The 16,279-nt window shown below is 44.0% G+C and carries 16 protein-coding genes and 1 riboswitch; of the genes, 7 read left to right on the forward strand and 9 right to left on the reverse strand.

Annotated elements, in window-relative coordinates; all coding sequences use genetic code 11:
* Positions 1-11: 11 nt before the first annotated feature.
* Positions 12-713 carry an arginyltransferase gene (locus H735_RS27520; RefSeq protein WP_020195011.1) on the reverse strand — a complete coding sequence of 234 codons (702 nt, stop codon included), beginning with the start codon at positions 711-713 and terminating at the stop codon, positions 12-14.
* The gene (gene aat, locus H735_RS27525; protein WP_020195010.1) at positions 710-1,420 is read right to left on the reverse strand and encodes a leucyl/phenylalanyl-tRNA--protein transferase; all 711 of its coding nucleotides are present in this window, start codon (positions 1,418-1,420) and stop codon (positions 710-712) included. The genes H735_RS27520 and aat overlap by 4 nt, the downstream gene beginning before the upstream one ends.
* A 41-nt stretch (positions 1,421-1,461) precedes the next feature.
* Between aat and H735_RS27530 the strand changes: the two genes are divergently transcribed.
* Both H735_RS27530 and aroA read left to right on the forward strand, forming a co-directional pair.
* A complete protein-coding gene (locus tag H735_RS27530) occupies positions 1,462-1,938 on the forward strand; it encodes an outer membrane lipoprotein (RefSeq protein ID WP_020195009.1) in 477 nt (158 codons plus the stop codon).
* 160 nt (positions 1,939-2,098) lie between these two features.
* Positions 2,099-3,379, forward strand: a complete 1,281-nt coding sequence (gene aroA / locus H735_RS27535) for a 3-phosphoshikimate 1-carboxyvinyltransferase (RefSeq protein ID WP_020195008.1) — start codon at positions 2,099-2,101, stop codon at positions 3,377-3,379.
* 65 nt (positions 3,380-3,444) lie between these two features.
* Here aroA and H735_RS27540 read toward each other — a convergent pair whose 3' ends face one another.
* On the reverse strand, positions 3,445-3,693 hold the full coding sequence (locus tag H735_RS27540) for a YciN family protein (RefSeq protein ID WP_005441647.1): 249 nt from the start codon (positions 3,691-3,693) through the stop codon (positions 3,445-3,447).
* A 495-nt stretch (positions 3,694-4,188) separates the two neighbouring features.
* Between H735_RS27540 and topA the strand changes: the two genes are divergently transcribed.
* From topA to H735_RS27560, 4 genes are all read left to right on the forward strand, one after another.
* Complete coding sequence (gene topA, locus H735_RS27545; protein WP_020195007.1) at positions 4,189-6,819, forward strand: type I DNA topoisomerase; 2,631 nt, start codon at positions 4,189-4,191, stop codon at positions 6,817-6,819.
* 532 nt (positions 6,820-7,351) lie between these two features.
* The gene (gene glgC / locus H735_RS27550) at positions 7,352-8,569 is read left to right on the forward strand and encodes a glucose-1-phosphate adenylyltransferase (protein ID WP_020195006.1); all 1,218 of its coding nucleotides are present in this window, start codon (positions 7,352-7,354) and stop codon (positions 8,567-8,569) included.
* The gene (gene glgA / locus H735_RS27555) at positions 8,559-10,016 is read left to right on the forward strand and encodes a glycogen synthase GlgA (RefSeq protein WP_020195005.1); all 1,458 of its coding nucleotides are present in this window, start codon (positions 8,559-8,561) and stop codon (positions 10,014-10,016) included. Before glgC ends, glgA begins: the two co-directional genes overlap by 11 nt.
* A gap of 122 nt (positions 10,017-10,138) precedes the next feature.
* Positions 10,139-10,942 carry an alpha/beta fold hydrolase gene (locus H735_RS27560; RefSeq protein ID WP_005441659.1) on the forward strand — a complete coding sequence of 268 codons (804 nt, stop codon included), beginning with the start codon at positions 10,139-10,141 and terminating at the stop codon, positions 10,940-10,942.
* A gap of 37 nt (positions 10,943-10,979) precedes the next feature.
* On the opposite strand, the gene H735_RS27565 is transcribed toward H735_RS27560, so the two are convergent.
* The 6 genes from H735_RS27565 to torD form a co-directional block, all read right to left on the reverse strand.
* Positions 10,980-11,297: a putative signal transducing protein gene (locus H735_RS27565; protein ID WP_020195004.1), complete on the reverse strand. Its 318-nt coding sequence runs from the start codon at positions 11,295-11,297 to the stop codon at positions 10,980-10,982.
* Complete coding sequence (locus H735_RS27570; RefSeq protein WP_005441662.1) at positions 11,297-11,986, reverse strand: TVP38/TMEM64 family protein; 690 nt, start codon at positions 11,984-11,986, stop codon at positions 11,297-11,299. The genes H735_RS27565 and H735_RS27570 overlap by 1 nt, the downstream gene beginning before the upstream one ends.
* 119 nt (positions 11,987-12,105) lie before the next feature.
* A complete protein-coding gene (locus tag H735_RS27575; protein ID WP_027726600.1) occupies positions 12,106-12,696 on the reverse strand; it encodes a TfoX/Sxy family DNA transformation protein in 591 nt (196 codons plus the stop codon).
* A 116-nt stretch (positions 12,697-12,812) separates the two neighbouring features.
* Positions 12,813-12,902: riboswitch (cyclic di-GMP riboswitch) on the reverse strand.
* A 284-nt stretch (positions 12,903-13,186) separates the two neighbouring features.
* Positions 13,187-14,191, reverse strand: coding sequence for an HTH-type transcriptional repressor PurR (gene purR, locus H735_RS27580; RefSeq protein WP_005441667.1), 1,005 nt, complete (start codon positions 14,189-14,191; stop codon positions 13,187-13,189).
* 20 nt (positions 14,192-14,211) lie between these two features.
* A complete protein-coding gene (locus tag H735_RS31120) occupies positions 14,212-14,361 on the reverse strand; it encodes a hypothetical protein (RefSeq protein WP_020195002.1) in 150 nt (49 codons plus the stop codon).
* A gap of 275 nt (positions 14,362-14,636) precedes the next feature.
* Positions 14,637-15,284, reverse strand: a complete 648-nt coding sequence (gene torD, locus H735_RS27585; RefSeq protein ID WP_005441668.1) for a molecular chaperone TorD — start codon at positions 15,282-15,284, stop codon at positions 14,637-14,639.
* 233 nt (positions 15,285-15,517) lie between these two features.
* On the opposite strand from torD, the gene torR reads away from it, so the two are divergent.
* Entirely contained in the window at positions 15,518-16,231 is a 714-nt protein-coding gene (gene torR / locus H735_RS27590; RefSeq protein ID WP_020195001.1) for a two-component system response regulator TorR, read from the forward strand.
* The last annotated feature ends 48 nt before the right edge of the window (positions 16,232-16,279 follow it).

Raw genomic sequence — 16,279 nt, forward strand, 5'->3', positions numbered from 1 at the left:
TGGGGCGTATTCTACCCTTGCCAACGCTGATTTACTAGCCTTTGGTGTCGTTGAAAGCGAGTTTTGTAGTTCATCGCTGGACACTCATCGATCTGATAGCCCAAATATAGCCAATGTTTGCCGTTCTGTTGGCAATATTCAAGTTGGAAAAGAACCCCCAAGGTCCCAAGAGACAAAGGATAATCGGGATCAAAGAAGGTATAAAAAGCACTCGCACTGTTACCCATGATATCCGTAACCGCAACTGCGAGAAGTCGATCATTTTTATCATAGACATGCAGAAATCCGGTTGTTAACCATGTTGTTTGAGCAAATCGAGCGAACTCATCCTCACGAGGAGGGTACATGGTGCCATTTTTGTGCCGCGCAGTTATGTACCTGCTGTAAAGCTGGAACCAATCTTGGTCTAGCTCAGGCTTGAGCGTCCAACTCAGAGAATTGGCTTTATTCAACAGACGCTTTTGACTCTTGGATGGACGAAAGTCTGGCACCGCAATGCGGATTGGCTGACATGCATTGCACTGTTCACAATGAGGTTTATAGATGGTGTCGCCACTGCGACGAAAGCCATTCGCCATCAATACTTGATAGTTTTGTTCTGTATGCAAGCTGGCATCGAGTGCTACAGCCACGCGTTCTTCGCGCTCTGGCAAATAGCTGCACGGATGGTTATTGGTCAAGCCGATACGGATGTGTTGGAGATCTGTGCTCATGATACCGCGTCCTGCAAAATCTGTGGTTCAAACGTGCCCAAATCGGTGTTCTTACCTCTTAAAGATAGTAGTTTTTGTACGAAGTCGTCACGTTCAAGTTCAAATGCACCAAGTGAAGCTAAGTGTGGGTTCATTACCTGACAATCGATTAATTGACCGTGGTTTGACGCCAAATGGTCGCAGAGATACCACAATGCAATCTTAGATGCGTTGTCTTTAAGGCTAAACATCGACTCACCACAAAAAAGTTGGCCAACACTGATGCCGTATAAACCGCCAACGAGTTGATCCTCGTGCCATACTTCTACTGAGTGGCAATGGCCGCGTTTGGCGAGTTCAATATAGGACGTTTGCATATCCTTATTGAGCCAAGTTTCTTCTGCAGGACGAGTTGAAGAACATAATTGAATTACGCGTTCGGTTGCATTGTTTAGCGTTACTTTATACTGTTGTTTACGCTGAAACTTTTTTAGGCTTTTTGAAGGCTTAAATGATAAAGGATCAAAAACGGCTCTTGGAGAAGGACTCCACCAAAGAATGGGCTCACCAGGGCCATACCATGGAAAAATACCTTGGTGATAGCCGTTAAGAATGCGTTCTGGGTTGAGATCCCCACCAAAGGCCAGCAAACCGTTTGGGTCGCTCAGAGCTTCGTACGGCGATGGAAACGAATGCGAGTCATCAAGTTCAGTTAAATAGATTGTCATAAAGAAAACTTTACCAACATCAGAGCCTATAGGAGCTTATTATGAGCGGAGTAAGACTTAATATAAAACGATGGGCATGGATCATACTGTTTTTGCCATTTTTCGCCAATGCAGCCTATGAAAGAAATGTAGCAAAACCTGTAAATCAAGTGGTGTATGGCAAAGTCGATTCTGTGCGATACATTACGCAACAAGAAGTGAAACAGTCACAAAGCAATGGCTGGGAAACACTACTGGGTGCGACGATCGGCGGTTTAGTGGGTAACCAATTTGGTGGTGGTACAGGTAAAGAAGTCGCGACCGCAGTTGGGGCGCTCGCTGGCGCAGCCGTAGTGAGAAACCGTAGCAACTACGAGTACACGGTGGAATACAAGCTTGTTGAACTTTTGGTTAAAGTCGATGGCAACAAACTTATTAACGTAATTCAAGACGTTGACAATAGCATGCTGTTTAAGCGTGGAGACGATGTTCGCATCCTCTATTTTGATGACGGCGTTCGAGTGGATATCGCTTACTAAGCCAACGTTTGCACAGTAAAATCTAAGCTGACTAATTATTCAAAAATTAGCAAGGATTTACTCTGGTTTTGTGATGGTTTTTTCGTTAGTCTGAATCCACGAAGAATTGTTTAGCTCTCAAAAAACGTGAAGTGAGAGCACAAAGGATTATCAACTTTTAATGGAAAGCCTAACGTTACAACCCATCAATAAAATTCACGGGGAAGTGAACCTTCCTGGATCAAAAAGCGTTTCCAACCGAGCTCTATTGCTTGCTGCTTTAGCAAAAGGCACCACTCGTTTGACAAACCTTCTCGACAGCGATGACATTCGTCATATGTTGAACGCACTGACAAAGCTTGGCGTTCAATATCAATTGTCTGAAGATAAAACCGAGTGTGTCGTTGAAGGTCTCGGTCGTCCATTTTCTGTCTCTGAGCCTGTAGAGTTATTTTTAGGTAATGCCGGCACCGCAATGCGTCCACTTGCCGCAGCCCTATGCTTAGGTGAAGGTGAATACGTGTTGACTGGTGAACCTCGTATGAAAGAGCGTCCGATCGGTCACCTAGTGACAGCCCTTCAAGCGGCTGGTGCAGACGTTACTTACCTAGAAAACGAAAACTACCCACCACTGAAAATCGTTGGTACTGGTCTTAAATCTGGTTCTGTATCGATTGATGGTTCTATTTCTAGCCAATTCTTAACGGCATTTTTAATGTCAGCGCCTTTGGCTGAGGGTGAAATTCGCATCAATATTGAAGGCGAATTGGTTTCAAAGCCTTACATCGATATCACTTTGCATATCATGAAGCAGTTTGGTGTAGAAGTGGTCAATAACGACTACCAAGAGTTTGTTATCCCTGCAGGCCAGCATTACATCGCTCCGGGTGATTTTTTGGTCGAAGGTGATGCGTCTTCAGCTTCTTACTTCTTGGCGGCGGCGGCCATCAAAGGTGGTGAAGTGAAAGTCACAGGTATTGGTAAAAATAGTATTCAGGGTGATATCCAATTCGCTGATGCACTCGAGAAAATGGGTGCAGAAATCGAATGGGGCGATGATTACGTGATTTCACGTGTTGGTCAGCTGAAAGGTATCGACATGGATTACAACCATATACCAGATGCGGCAATGACCATCGCAACGACAGCCCTGTTTGCAGAAGGCACAACAGCGATTCGTAATGTGTACAACTGGCGCGTGAAAGAGACTGACCGTCTGTCTGCAATGGCGACTGAGCTTCGTAAAGTCGGTGCAGAAGTGGAAGAGGGTGAGGATTACATCATCGTTAAGTCTGTACCACAACTTACGCACGCTGCGATTGATACTTATGATGATCACCGTATGGCGATGTGTTTCTCTCTGGTGGCGCTAAGCGATACACCGGTGACGATTAACGATCCTAAATGTACGTCCAAGACATTCCCAGATTACTTCGATAAACTGAAAGCATTGAGCTGCTAATTCAGTTTATTGAAGCGAAAAAGCCAGAGTTGAGACTCTGGCTTTTTTATTGAATTTTGAAGCGCTTATTTGTTCAGCGTGAACTCTTTTGACAGGTGGTGCGCAAGGTACTTAAACATATTGAATACGGCTGTAGTATTGGTGGTCGGCAGACCTTTTTCATCTAAGAAGTACTCGCCTTTAAATACCAATACATCGTCTTTTTCTACTACGCTCGTTGCACGCATACCTTCGATGTAGTCATCGTGTTCTTGGATGATTTGGTTAGCGATCAAAAGAAGGTCGAACTCTTCAATGTGTTTTCTATCAGACATAACGTTCTCGTCATTCAATAAATCTTAAGTGGCAGCAGTATACCCACAAACATCATGGGTTTGCATACCTAAATCTGTGATTACGTGTTTTACCAGTATTGTCCCATGAGGTTTTACTTCTTTATATAGAAGCAACAAGGTAAGTGATTCTTATATGCAAATCGTCGCTATTTCAGCATCGTAATCTAAGGTTAGGCTCTGATCGTGAAAGAAAAAATATTTTGTGATGAGAGACAAAATTTATTGAATTCGACTAGCGGGAGGAATCTTTGCCTGCTTAGTATATGCCGCTCAAGACCTTTTGCAGAACCCTGCCTCGTCAAATTAGAAAGGCGATGAATTGTCAACCAATCGGATCTGAATTTCAAAAAAGCAGTTGATCTTCTTTTCATCTCGCACAATAGTAAAAAAAGAAGCAATGAAATAGAACATTATGCGGGTAGCTTCCTTAGGGGGCAGTTACCCGCATTATTATGAAGGACGTTAGAGTCAGTTATGGGTAAATCGCTCGTTATAGTGGAGTCACCAGCCAAGGCTAAGACGATAAATAAATACCTTGGTAAAGACTTTATTGTTAAGTCTAGTGTTGGTCACGTGCGTGATCTGCCTACGGCCGGTCAAAGCACTGGTGAGAAAAAAGCCGCTGCCATTTCTACTAAAGGAATGAGCCCGGAAGAGAAAGCGCGTGTCAAAAAAGAAAAAGACCGTAAAGCTCTAATCAAAAAAATGGGGATTAACCCATATCATGACTGGGATGCGAATTACCAAATCCTTCCAGGCAAAGAAAAAGTTGTTAGTGAACTGCAAAAATTAGCCAAAGACGCTGATTTCGTTTATCTCGCAACCGATTTGGACCGCGAGGGAGAAGCTATCGCATGGCACCTTCGTGAGATCATCGGTGGCGATGAAGAGCGATACAAACGTGTAGTTTTTAACGAGATTACTAAGAATGCAATCCAACAAGCTTTCCAGACGCCTGGTGAGCTGAATATGGATGGTGTTAACGCACAGCAAGCACGTCGATTCATGGACCGCGTAGTGGGTTTCATGGTTTCTCCATTGCTATGGAAGAAAGTTGCACGTGGCTTGTCTGCGGGTCGTGTACAGTCAGTAGCGGTAAAACTATTGGTTGAGCGTGAGCGTGAAATCAACGCTTTCATTCCAGAAGAATTCTGGGACATCAACGCAAATACACATACCAAAGATAAGACAGCATTCAAACTGCTTGTTGCGCAAAAAGATGGCGTTGCGTTTAAGCCTGTCAACGAGACAGAGACCAAAGCAGCGCTTTCGGTACTGGAAAAAGCAAGCTACGAAGTTTGTAAGCGTGAAGATCGCCCAACGAAGAGTAAGCCGTCTGCTCCATACATTACCTCAACACTTCAGCAAGCGGCGAGTACTCGCCTAGGCTACGGTGTTAAGAAGACCATGATGCTGGCTCAGCGTCTGTATGAAGCGGGTTACATCACGTATATGCGTACTGACTCAACCAATTTGAGTGCAGAAGCGGTAGATGCAGTTCGTGGCTTCATCGGTTCAGAGTATGGCGATAAATACCTTCCTGCTAACCCGCTAAGATACGGTAGCAAAGAAGGCGCACAAGAAGCACACGAAGCGATTCGTCCTTCCGATGTAGCAGTGAAAGCAGAAGACCTACAAGGTGTTGATGCTGACGCTCACAAGCTCTACTCATTGATTTGGAATCAATTTGTTGCGTGTCAAATGACACCAGCAGAATACGATTCAACCACCATCAGTGTTAAAGCTGCGGAATACACGCTGAAAGCGAAAGGCCGTATCCTTAAGTTTGATGGTTGGACTCGCGTACAACGCCCAATGGGTAAAAACGAAGACACAATTCTTCCTGCAGTTCAGTTGGGTGATAAGCTAGACCTAGAATCGCTTGAGCCTAAGCAGCACTTTACTAAGCCACCAGCGCGCTTTACAGAGGCGGCATTGGTTAAAGAACTTGAGAAGCGTGGCATTGGCCGCCCTTCTACATACGCATCGATCATCTCTACGATCCAAGATCGTGGCTATGTGAAAGTAGACCAGCGTCGTTTCTACGCAGAGAAGATGGGTGAGATTGTTACTGACCGTCTAGATGACAGCTTTAACGATCTGATGAACTACGACTTCACGGCTCGTATGGAGCAGAAGCTTGACCAAATCGCCGAAGGTGACGTGATGTGGAAAGATGTCCTAGACAGCTTCTTCACAGACTTTACGGGTGATCTTGAGAAAGCGGAACAAGACGAAAACGAAGGCGGCATGAAACTGAATCACATTGTGATGACAGATATTGAGTGTCCAACTTGTGGTCGTCCAATGGGTATTCGTACTGCGTCTACTGGTGTGTTCCTTGGCTGTTCTGGTTACGCACTGCCACCTAAAGAGCGTTGTAAGACAACCATCAACCTAGGTGACGAAGAAGGCATCATCAACGTTCTAGAAGAAGACGTGGAAACTGCAGCACTGCGTGCTAAGAAGCGTTGTCCTATCTGTGAAACAGCGATGGATGCGTACCTGATTGACGATAAACGCAAGATGCACGTTTGTGGTAACAACCCGAACTGTGAAGGCTACATCGTTGAGTATGGCGAGTTCAAAGTGAAAGGCTACGATGGCCCAGTTGTTGAGTGTGACAAGTGTGGCTCTGACATGGTTCTTAAGAACGGTCGATTCGGTAAATACATGGATTGTACGAGTGAAACGTGTAAGAACACTCGTAAGATTCTGAAGAATGGCGAAGTTGCGCCACCGAAGGAAGACCCAGTTCATTTCCCTGAACTACCATGTGAAAACTCAGACGCTTACTTTGTTCTTCGTGATGGTGCATCTGGCCTATTCATGGCGGCAAGTAACTTCCCTAAATCACGTGAGACGCGTGCGCCATTGGTTTCTGAACTGGCTCGATTTGAAGAGCGTCTTCCAGAGAAGTTCAAATACCTAACGACAGCACCAGCGGCGGATCCAGATGGTCGCCCAGCAGTGGTTCGTTTTAGCCGTAAGAGCAAAGAGAACTACGTGCGTACTGAAGATGATGGCAAACCAAGTGGTTGGACTGCGCTATTCATTGACGGTAAGTGGGAAATCACAGACAAGCGCAAGAAACCGAAAGCTTAAGTGATAAATTAGAACGAATAAGGCAGCGAATACGCTGCCTTATTTTTTGCTTGTTATTCTATAAAATATTCACATCGCCAATTATTTCCATTCAAATTTTCTCCATTCTGTTTTCATAGAACGGTCATAGTTTCATCGTATCCTGTCGCAAAACTGCGCTTGTGTAGTTAATCGGTTTGTAAATTGTTTTCACAATGTAATCGTTTGCGTCTCATAGTGTGACCAAGATACCGTATTGAGTAAGCAACATCTGTATACAACACGGAATGGCATATTTTAAATTGTAATTTAGTTCCAGTTCGATAACTTATTACACAAATAATGCAACTGTATGCGGTTATTTAGCACCAAAAATAAAAACAACCAAGGTGCGTGCGTACGAGGATGTGCAATAGCTTTTTTAGTTCGCGCTGTGAGGGTTCAAAGAAACTTATCAGTGCGGATGCAATAATGTATTCGCTTGACTCCCCGAGTTCTGCTCATTTCAAGTGAATACCAGTTCCAAGCTATAACTATATATGGAGAACAACGAATGGCTAGTGTTTTGGGAATGATTCTTGCTGGCGGTGAAGGCTCTCGCTTGAGACCTTTAACGGAATCCCGCAGTAAACCTTCGGTCCCTTTCGGCGGAAGTTACCGACTTATTGATTTCGCTCTGAATAACTTTGTAAATGCGGATTTAATGCGTATTTACGTCCTTACTCAATTCAAATCTCAATCTCTATTCCATCACTTGAAAAAGGGTTGGAACATCAATGGCATTACAGACCGTTTTATCGACCCAATTCCTGCGCAAATGCGTACGGGTAAGCGTTGGTATGAAGGTACTGCCGATGCTATCTACCAAAATTTACGTTTTATGGAATTGGCGGAACCGGATCAAGTATGTATCTTTGGTTCAGACCATATCTATAAAATGGACATTAAACAGATGCTTGCTTTCCACCAAGAAAAAGAAGCATCTTTGACTGTTTCGGCACTGCGTATGCCGCTATCGGAAGCCTCTCAATTTGGTGTTATCGAAGTGGACAGTGAAGGTCGAATGATTGGCTTTGAAGAAAAGCCTGCAAATCCAAAATCGATTCCTGGTGACCCAGAACATGCGCTTGTCTCTATGGGCAACTACATCTTTGAAGCTCAAACGCTGTTCTCAGAATTGATTGAAGACGCTGACAATGAAGCCTCTACTCACGATTTTGGTAAAGACATCATTCCTAAGATGTTCCCTCGTGGCGATGTGTTTGTGTATGACTTCAGCATGAACCGCATTACAGGTGAGAAAGAAGAAGTTTACTGGCGCGATGTAGGTACAATCGATGCGTACTGGCAAGCACATATGGATCTGCTTGAGAAAGACGCACCATTCTCTCTCTACAACCGTAAATGGCCACTGCATACTTACTACCCACCATTGCCACCTGCAACTTTCACTGACTCTGTAAATGGTCGAGTTCAGATCATCGACAGCCTAGTATGTAATGGCAGCTACGTGCGCGGTTCTCGTATTGAAAAATCAGTACTTGGTTTCCGCAGTAATATTGCTTCAGCGTGTGACATCAGCCAGTGTATTTTGCTCGGTGATGTGAAGGTCGGGGAAGGTTGTGTTCTTCGTCGCGTGATTGTAGATAAAGACGCAGATATTGCGCCGGGTACGCAAATTGGTGTAAATCTACAAGAAGATAAAAAACACTATCATGTGTCAGATGATGGCATTGTCGTAATTCCAAAAGGAGCACGTGTTGGCTACTAACAATTTGTCTGTTCTGTTTGTAGCGTCTGAAGTCGAAGGACTGATCAAAAGTGGTGGCTTGGCTGATGTAGCCAAGGCACTACCGGAAGCCCTTCAAAATCTTCAGCAAGATGTACGAATTTCTATACCTGCCTACACTGGTATTGAACAGTTGTCAGAAGCGGAAACGGTTCTGGAAACAGAGCTAACAAGTTGGCCTCATACAGCTTACCGTGTCCTTAAGTTAACGCTTGGGGATAATCCGGTTTATTTGATTGATTGTCCTCCTTATTTCAATCGTCCGTCGATGTACGCGGAAAACAACCAAGCCTACACGGATAACGGCGAGCGTTTCGCGTTTTTCAGTGCGGCTTGCTTAGACATGCTGCCAAAGCTTGGCTTCCAGCCCGATATTGTTCATGCCAATGACTGGCACACAGGCTTAGTTCCCTTCCTGCTAAAACATCGTTACGGCCACGACGCTTTCTTTGCTAATACTCGCAGTGTTATTTCAATCCATAATGCGGTGTTCAAAGGCGTGTTTAGCTATGACGATGTTCAATGTCTGCCTGAATTCCATAGCCGAAATGTGCCAGATGCTGCAGTAAGTGCAACGCACATTACTATGCTGAAAGCAGGGGTAATGAACGCAGATAAAATAAATGCTGTTAGCCCTACTTATGCCGAAGAACTGAAAACCGAGCTTGGAAGCCACGGCATGGCGTGGGAGTTTCAGCAACGTGCTAGTGATTTGGTGGGCATCCTTAATGGATGTGATTACAGTGCGTGGAATCCAGAAACCGATTCAAACTTGCCGCTTAACTACAAAGCCAATCGTCAAAGTATGGTTCGTGGTAAGAACGCATGTAAAAAAGCAATGCAAGAAAAGTTGGGACTTGAAGTATTAGATTGCGCCATGTTTGGCATGGTGTGTCGCCTAACACAGCAAAAAGGTGTGCACTATCTATTGCCTGCGTTGGCAGACTTTCTAAAACACGAGGTTCAGCTTGTTGTGGTTGGCACGGGCGATCCTATTCTCGCGGCGCAGTTACGAGATGTAGCGGCACAATTTGCGGACAAGTTTGTCTTCGTTGAAGCGTACGATAACGAATTAGCACACTTGGTTGAGGCAGGATCGGATTTCTTCCTAATGCCTTCTGAATTCGAGCCGTGTGGTTTGAACCAAATCTACAGCATGGCCTATGGCACTTTGCCAATCGTTCGTGGGGTAGGTGGCTTAAAAGACAGCGTGAATGACTACGATGTGGATCCAGCCGATGCAACGGGGTTCGTTTTCTATGAACCAACGCCGCAAGGTCTATTACTGACAATGTTGAGAGCGCTTCTGCTTTACGCACAAAATGTGACAGAAGTGAGACGTGTACAACTTCATGCTATGCAAAAAGACTTTTGTTGGCGAAAAGCGGCAGAAGAGTATTTGCAACTGTATAGAGCTGCGTTAAATTGACGCAAAATCTTTAAAAAGTGTAACGAAAGGCACCGAATGAGGTGCCTTTATTATCTTACCCTTATGGAGTGTGGTAGCATTTATCCATTCCCTTTCACAAAAAGTGTTTTTCGTACTGATACATGACTCAGCCACTTCTTTTCCACAAAACCTATTTGCACCCTACCAGTAATGAGTGGGTTGTTTTCGTACATGGTGCTGGTGGCAGTTCTTCGATCTGGTTTAAGCAAATCAAAGCGTATAAGCAGCATTTCAATTTGTTGCTCATCGATCTTCGAGGTCACGGAAAGTCCAATCAACTGTTGAAAGAGCTGATTACTAGTCGATATACCTTTACGGCTGTGACTCAAGATATTCTAAAAGTGTTGGATCACCTTAAGATCCAATCAGCACACTTTGTCGGTATGTCCTTGGGTACTATTATTGTGCGTAACTTGGCTGAACTGGCTTCAGACCGTGTTCGCTCAATGGTGTTGGGTGGCGCAGTCACTCGTTTAAATACTCGCTCACAGATATTGGTGAAATTGGGGAACCTTGGTAAACACATCCTTCCTTACATGTGGTTGTACAAGTTGTTTGCTTATATTGTGATGCCACAGAAAAACCAGCGAGAATCAAGACACTTGTTTATTCGCGAAGCCAAGAAGCTCTGCCAAAAAGAATTTAAGCGTTGGTTTACTTTGGCAGCAGATGTGAACCCATTGATGAGATATTTCAAAGATCGTGAACTACCGATTCCGACGCTGTATTTGATGGGTGATCGAGACTACATGTTCATCAAGCCAGTGAAAGAAATGGTCGCGGTGCATAAGTTGAGCGTACTGAGAGAAATACCAGATTGTGGTCATGTGTGTAATGTAGAAAGGCCCGATGACTTTAACCAACATTCCATCGAGTTCATTAAGCAGCAGAGTCTAGCGGCTTAACGCATTTATTGAAGAGATCAAAAGAGTAGGGGAGCCGTTATGGCTCCCCTATTTGATATCCACATTGCCAACACGCACCAAACTGGCCTTCGTTCTGTTCTGAACACTGTGGGCACTGCCAGTCTTGATAAGTCAATTCCGCTTGTTGACGATAATCTTCAACAATGGCAGATGCTTTTAGTTTCTGCTCCGGATGTAAAAGCCAAACATACGGGTCTGTATCATCGCTAAACGGCAACTCACCCTTTAAGCCGAACATTCCCTCACCTCTTACTTCACAAGCTATCTGTTCGGTTTTGAGAAGCTCACAGACGATATGAGCTTCTGCAGGATTTTTAGCGATGTATATCTTCATTAAGCATTTCCGTTTTGAACTTGGGCTGGGCGAACTTTATTCATAACCCATTTTGCGATGATTGGGAACAAGCCGAGCAGAGCAAACGATGCTAATACGGTTGGCGACACAATTCCCGAAAGACTGTCGATAGTGGCGAGCTGTGTACCTGCATTTAGGTAGACGGCAGTGCCTGGCAACATACCGATTTGGCTAGTTAGGTAGAATCGTGCGACTGACATTGGTGTCAGACCCATCAACAAGTTGATCAAGAAAAACGGAAATACCGGAATTAAACGTAGAGAGAAGAGGTAAAAAGCACCGTCTTTTTCTACACCTTGGTTAATGGCATTTAACTTATTACCAAACTTGCTTTGCACCCATTCACGTAATAGGTAACGGCTGCTTAAAAACGCAATGGTTGCACCGATTGTGCTGGCAAAAGACACTAACAATAAACTCGTCCAAAAACCAAACAAGGCTGCACCAAGAAGCGTTACAACCGCAGCACCAGGAATAGAAAAAGCGGTGATAGCAATGTAAGCGAAGAAATAGGTTGCGGCGGCAAACACGAAGTTTTGGTCAATGAAACTGTTTAACGCTTGTTGCTGTGCTTTTGCGTTTTCTAGCGTTAAATATTGACCAAAGTTGACACCTAAAAAGATGATGGTCGCGAGTAGGATCAGTCCTAAAATCAGTTTCTTATTCATATCAATGGCTCCGTTTGGCTTCTTAAATAATAAGACAGAATGGAGTAAGAAAAAATTTCAAAAAAAACCGCAGTGTGAAAACTGCGGTTTTTACTCAATGTCATGCTGAAATGATTGCTCTACGAGAGAGCACTCATCAACTCTTCCCGGCGAGACTGAGGTACGACGCTCCAATGTGTACCGTTGATAGCGCCTTCAAGCGCCCACAACAATTCAAGGCTTACCGTAGAGGCATGCGTATCTTGGATTGCTTTATAAGCGTTTAGGGCACCTTCTTCTTCTAGTTGCTCGACAGAGTCAATGCCTGCTTTCTTCAACATACGTTCAGTTGCAAGGCGTAGATTAGGAAGGTCTTTCAATCGGTTAGGTTTGGTGCTCGCTTGCTGTTTTTTCTCTTGCTTAGCTGTCTCTAGAGATTGCTTTGCAACTTCAATCAAGCGATCGGTCGAATCCCATAGATCATCAGAAATAGCATAGTATTTCGTAACAACTGGGAAACCACGTTTCTTGTAGACGTACGGTTTTAGTCCTTGAGTCTCGAAGTCAGATGAAGTTTGTTGGTCAGCTCGTATATGAAGTTGATTGTTCACAACTAGTGCAAACATCGTTTCATCGGCGAAGAGCCCAAAGCCGCCAAACATTGAGCGCGACTTGATATTACTAAGTGCCTCAAACAGCTTCATTGAGTCTTTGAGTATCGGTTTATCCATGATGTGTTATCTCGGTGTAATTAATATTACGCCACCAAAAATCAGGTCCGAGAGATTAGCAAATGTATGCAGACACAATGTCATTAAAGGGTAAACTCACTTAATGCATATTTGCCATCGGTAACCCCGCTACCTTCCATCTAATAAGATGGTTCAGGCCGGAGGCTTTGCGTCCCACCCTTTCGAATGGTTTGCCCTGTGCGTGACTCTTTGAGAATACTTCGTATATTGAATTAACATCACGTTTCAAATATAAAAGTGTGATCTTGGTTCAGTTAATAGCGTTAAATTGATGTGTTTTGTTTTATATTGCTGGGTACTACTTGTCATACAAAAGCTTGATGTAGGAAATGGACTACACCTTAATTAAAACAGCAACTTATCGAAGTTTAAGGTTGTATTCTTGAACTGAAATATTAAGAGAAAGTTATTTTTAGGCATTAAAAAAGCGCCCATAAGAGCGCTTTATAAAATGAGTTCGCAGATGAGGTTAGTTTAGTTTCTTAACCGTGTTGCGAACAACGATCTCTGGTTGCATCTCGAACACACGTTTCTCGTGTTCTTTGTCTTTGATGCGCTCCAAAAGGATCTCAAATGCGTTTTTACCCACACGACGTTTTGGTTGGTGGATAGTCGTTAGCGGTGGAGAAAAGTATTCTGCAAGCTCAATGTTGTCGTAACCGATCACGGATACATCATCCGGTACTTTGATACCGTTTTGCTGCAAGCGGCTCATTAAGCCTAGCGCCATTGTGTCGTTAAAACAGAAGACAGCTGTTGGGCGTTTTTCCATTGCAGTGATGTTATCTGCCGCCAGTACAGCAGTATCACATTCGAAGTTGCCTTCAAGAACCCAATCTTCATTAACTGTTAGGTTTGCTTCCGCCATTGCTCGGCGGTAACCAGCGATACGCTCTTGGCACGCTGCTTTTTCAAAATGACCGCTCAAACATGCAATGTCAGTGTGACCGTTATCGATCAGGTATTTCGTCGCGATGTAGCCGCCTTCTTCCGAGTTATCGATGATCTTATCTGCCTGTGAGCTCTCAGGGCCCCAGTCCATCACAACTTTTGGAATGTCAGAATGGCGGTCTAGCATCTCTTTTAGCTCTTCCGTCAAGTCAGAACACATTACTAGGATGCCATCTACGCGTTTCTCAGCTAGCATGCGGATGTAGTCACGTTGTTTCTCGTAGATACCGCCCGTGTTACAAAGAATTAGAGTGTAACCTTGACGGTAACAGTAACTCTCAACACCATCGATGACTTCAGAGAAGAATAGGTTGGTTGATTGAGTAACTAACATACCGATAGTACGAGTAGAGTTGCACTTCAAGCTACGAGCAACGGCGCTTGGCGCGTAATTTAGTTCATCAACCGCTTTCATTACTTTTTCTTGGGTTGCTTCTGCAACAAAGCGAGTTTTGTTAATTACGTGCGAAACCGTTGTGGTAGAAACGCCGGCTAAGCGAGCAACGTCTTTAATAGTGGCCATAAATGATGTCCTGTATCGAGCTACTGAATACCGTGAGTGAAGACAACCATACGCTTAGGGTCTTGCACAAACCGAGCAACTGCAAGAAAGGGCATTGCTGAGATATTTGGCAGTGGTTGTTCCGAATCGGTATAAAAAGATTTGTAGCAACATTTGTTGCTGATACTCATATTCCCTTCTTTTTATAAGTGAGGAATTAGTCAGCAATCATGTTAAGAAAACACAAAAACCGCTATATTTCAGCGGTTTACATATAAATCATATTTAATCGTTTGCGCTCACATTTTAGACTGATGTGGGCAGGCTGGCAATATTTTCAGCGGTTGTTTTGTGCCCTTGAGGTCACATTTTCACGGCTAAATTGGTTGGGTTTCTTTAAGCCAGATTAAAACTAAACGAATAAAATAGGGAGCCTAAATAGCAGGCTCCCTAAAATAGGCGGCAATTATTCACCAAGAAGGTAGGTGCTGTCCAGTTTACAAAATGCAATTAATAGTTGCGCAACGCTAACATAGAAGCCAAATTCGTCGAACTGCTTACATTTAGCGGCAAACTGAGGTAGCCAAGTCAAAAGATGCTTTTGGATGAAATCGTTCTGCTTTTCGAACGCTTCTTCCATGTGCTTTTCTTGCTCTAGTTCGTTAGAGCGAATAATCATATTACCCAAGAAATCCAACTCTACCGCTAGGTGGTCTGCTGGCTCTTTCAGGTTTTCATCAACTTGCACGCCAAACTCTGCCATCAGTTTTTCCATCTCTTCTGCTGGTTTGTCGTTTAGCAGACCAGATTGACCGATGTACATAGAGGCGTAAGGCAGTGCACCGTGCTTTTCTGTCTTAAGGAAAAGCTCACAAAAGTCTGCAGCCAACTCAAGTTGCGCGTCTTCACGATCCTGTAGGCGGTTAAGTGCATCAACAAGGGTATCCACAGCTGGTTTTAATGACTCATTTTCACCAAGGCCAGCCAAAAAGCTTCGAATTTCAACACTGTGGTAGCTTTCTAGTTCTTTCTCTGTCAGTTCTTTTGCGAACAGGCTAGAAAACCACCAATAGATTTCTGCGCGTTTCTCGTTAAAAGCTTTCACTTCTTGCATTTTTTTGCTCCTAAATGGTTATCCCCTAAGTGTAAACAATTAAGATGAATAGCAGTAACTATAATTGTTATCCATTATGGGAAAATATGCGCGTTTATGAATGGCTGTAAATAAGCTTGCTTTGAATCAATAAAAACGCAAAATCTTGCTTTTTAATGTATCTATGACTAGAAATGTTACTAGTTATGAATAGAATACGTCTTGGAAAATAAAAAAGACAGAAAGTGGTGTAAATGAGCTATCACGTATTAGTCGTAGAAGATGATGTAGTAACTCGTAGTAAGCTTGCGGGCTATTTCCAAAATGAAGGCTACAAAGTTAGTGAAGCAGAGAGCGGGGCAGAAATGCGCGAAGTGCTTCAAAGTGGCGATGTAGACCTGATCATGTTGGATATTAATTTGCCTGGCGAAGATGGCCTTATGCTTACGCGTGAATTACGCAGCCAATCAGATATCGGCATCATATTAGTGACAGGACGCACGGATAGCATTGACAAAATCGTTGGCCTAGAAATGGGCGCAGACGATTATGTGACAAAGCCTTTTGAACTAAGGGAATTATTGGTTCGCGTTAAGAACTTGCTGTGGCGCATTTCGGCGGCACGTAGCGGTTCGCAAAAGACAGCGAACGACACTAATGAAGAACACATTGTGCGCTTCGGTGAGTGGACGTTTGACATTCAACGTCGTGCTCTGAGCCGTAACGGTGAGCCAGTGAAACTAACCAAAGCGGAATATGAGCTATTGGTGGCACTGTCTTCGTACCCAAATCTGGTACTAAGCCGCGAGCGTATTTTGAATATGATCAGCCACCGAGTGGATGCGCCAAACGATCGTACTATCGATGTACTGATTCGACGCATGCGCGCTAAGATGGAGTTTGATCCAAAGAACCCACAAATCTTTGTGACCGTTCACGGTGAAGGCTACATGTTTGCAGGTGACTAAATCATCGCAATAAAGAAAAAGGAGAGCATCGGCTCTAATGCCGTTCAC

Origin of the sequence: Vibrio owensii CAIM 1854 = LMG 25443 (assembly GCF_000817815.1) — a bacterium.
GTDB lineage: Bacteria > Pseudomonadota > Gammaproteobacteria > Enterobacterales > Vibrionaceae > Vibrio > Vibrio owensii.

What these genes read in the sequence shown, in the direction of transcription:
- H735_RS27540 (WP_005441647.1), bottom strand. Translation starts at nt 3,693, where the DNA reads ATGTCTGATAGAAAACACATTGAAGAGTTCGACCTTCTTTTGATCGCT.
- H735_RS27570 (WP_005441662.1), bottom strand. Translation starts at nt 11,986, where the DNA reads ATGAATAAGAAACTGATTTTAGGACTGATCCTACTCGCGACCATCATC.
- torR (WP_020195001.1), top strand. Translation starts at nt 15,518, where the DNA reads ATGAGCTATCACGTATTAGTCGTAGAAGATGATGTAGTAACTCGTAGT.
- aroA (WP_020195008.1), top strand. Translation starts at nt 2,099, where the DNA reads ATGGAAAGCCTAACGTTACAACCCATCAATAAAATTCACGGGGAAGTG.
- H735_RS27520 (WP_020195011.1), bottom strand. Translation starts at nt 713, where the DNA reads ATGAGCACAGATCTCCAACACATCCGTATCGGCTTGACCAATAACCAT.
- H735_RS27565 (WP_020195004.1), bottom strand. Translation starts at nt 11,297, where the DNA reads ATGAAGATATACATCGCTAAAAATCCTGCAGAAGCTCATATCGTCTGT.
- torD (WP_005441668.1), bottom strand. Translation starts at nt 15,284, where the DNA reads ATGCAAGAAGTGAAAGCTTTTAACGAGAAACGCGCAGAAATCTATTGG.
- aat (WP_020195010.1), bottom strand. Translation starts at nt 1,420, where the DNA reads ATGACAATCTATTTAACTGAACTTGATGACTCGCATTCGTTTCCATCG.
- H735_RS27560 (WP_005441659.1), top strand. Translation starts at nt 10,139, where the DNA reads ATGACTCAGCCACTTCTTTTCCACAAAACCTATTTGCACCCTACCAGT.
- topA (WP_020195007.1), top strand. Translation starts at nt 4,189, where the DNA reads ATGGGTAAATCGCTCGTTATAGTGGAGTCACCAGCCAAGGCTAAGACG.
- purR (WP_005441667.1), bottom strand. Translation starts at nt 14,191, where the DNA reads ATGGCCACTATTAAAGACGTTGCTCGCTTAGCCGGCGTTTCTACCACA.
- glgC (WP_020195006.1), top strand. Translation starts at nt 7,352, where the DNA reads ATGGCTAGTGTTTTGGGAATGATTCTTGCTGGCGGTGAAGGCTCTCGC.
- H735_RS27530 (WP_020195009.1), top strand. Translation starts at nt 1,462, where the DNA reads ATGAGCGGAGTAAGACTTAATATAAAACGATGGGCATGGATCATACTG.
- H735_RS31120 (WP_020195002.1), bottom strand. Translation starts at nt 14,361, where the DNA reads ATGAGTATCAGCAACAAATGTTGCTACAAATCTTTTTATACCGATTCG.
- H735_RS27575 (WP_027726600.1), bottom strand. Translation starts at nt 12,696, where the DNA reads ATGGATAAACCGATACTCAAAGACTCAATGAAGCTGTTTGAGGCACTT.